The 1,806-nt window shown below is 33.3% G+C and carries 1 protein-coding gene; it reads left to right on the forward strand.

Annotated elements, in window-relative coordinates; genetic code table 11:
• Positions 1-117: 117 nt before the first annotated feature.
• Positions 118-948 carry a M57 family metalloprotease gene (locus ASF10_RS14395; protein ID WP_056250424.1) on the forward strand — a complete coding sequence of 277 codons (831 nt, stop codon included), beginning with the start codon at positions 118-120 and terminating at the stop codon, positions 946-948.
• The last annotated feature ends 858 nt before the right edge of the window (positions 949-1,806 follow it).

The raw sequence follows: 1,806 nt of genomic DNA on the forward strand, positions 1-1,806 counted from the left end.
AATTTATAAGTATTTTAAGATTAATATTTATATAAATTTGAAGACAAATATTGTTAATATTTTGTAAAGACCCCTGATTTATCAACTTATTTTTAAAACAACCAAAAAAAACCTATTATGAAAAAAATGAAGTCAATTTTAGCCTTGTCATTTATAGCGCTAACGCTGTTTTCTTGTAACAAAGAAGAGGAAACAACACAATCAAATCAAGAATCCCTTAAAGTAACACAAGATGTTCTGAATAAAATTAGTGCACTTTCGCTAAATAACACAGATGTTCAAGTGATTAAAAATACCAAGTTAGATGGTACTACTGAAGATGCCTTTTTAGTAGAAGGAGATATTATCGTGACCGAAGATCAATTAAACAAAATGGATCTTCACGGAGGTATTACTACAGAACAATACCGCACTACTAATTTAGTATCTACTCCAAAAACTATTAAAGTTGTTGGATTAACAGGAACTGGTACAACAGCCCTAACTACAAATATGCGTGCAGGATTGCAAGCGGCAATTAACAGATATAATAATTTAGGATTGTCTATAAATTTTACACTTACCTTTAGTTCAAGTACTACAGGTGCAAACATTGTTGTAAGAAGACAAACAGGATCTGCCGGTGGAGTAGCAGGTTTCCCATCAGGAGGAAATCCATATAATTCAGTTACATTATATTCTGGATTAGATACTTATTCAACAGGTGTAAATGCACACGTATCTGCACACGAAATAGGTCACTGTATTGGTTTACGTCATACAGACTGGTTCAGCCGTCAAAGCTGTGGACAAAATTCAAACGAAGGGACAGCTGGTGTTGGAGCAATCCAAATTCCGGGAACACCTTCAGGATATGATGCTACCTCTTACATGAGAGCATGTTTCAGTTCAAGTGAGACAGGAGCTTTCAATAGTAATGATATTACTGCTCTGAATTATTTATACTAGAAATTTGAATTAGAGAGCTCTTTACAAAATATATAAGAGGCTGCTTCATAAATATGTGAAGCAGCCTCTTTTTTTTATTTTATGTCCCATTCTTGCTTATTGGCTAATTAATAATAGTCAGAATTTAATTTAAAACTACTTATATATATAAGGTAAGATTTCCAACAAACAATCTCGATAGTTTTAAAACTTCTCGGGATTGTTTTTTTCTACCTATATATAAAGAGTGATATGTCCGGCTTAGCGAAGTCGAAGCCTTTGGAATTTGAAAAAAAAATGGAATTTTAAAGTTCAGGAGCTATTTCCCGCTATTCGTTCCAATCTTTTGTGCCGAACACCGGCACAAAAGGATTTCCACTCCTATCGGGGCTAGGGGCAATGGTTTTTATAAGGACATTTGTTTTAAAAAGAAATGAAAATAAAAACTTAGCGCCTTTGCGCGATAAAGAACAGCAAAATAGAGCTTAGTAGTTTTGTTATAAAACAAAGAAGCAAGAAATCAAACCTTGGTGTCTTTAGGTAATTCCAGCTAAAAGTGTTGATTCACCTATTACAGAGTATTTATCAAACGATAAAAAAACCTGCAAAGTCTATAAAAACGGGACTTATTCAAAGCGGCTTATTAAGAAAACCCCAATGTGAAGGTGAAAAACCTGACAAAAGGCAAAAAAGGCAAAAAGCTAAGCTTGGTGTTATCAGAGTGTTAAGAAAAAGTTTTAAAAAACATTGAAATTATGCAATAAAAAAGCTTGTAAATGTAAATAAACTACCTACTTTTGCACCCGCAACAGCGATAGACGTTCACTGAAATACCGGCAAGCAATTGAGATCAAAACGAAAATTTATTTTCAAAAAAAG

Origin of the sequence: Flavobacterium sp. Leaf82, assembly GCF_001422725.1 — a bacterium.
GTDB lineage: Bacteria > Bacteroidota > Bacteroidia > Flavobacteriales > Flavobacteriaceae > Flavobacterium.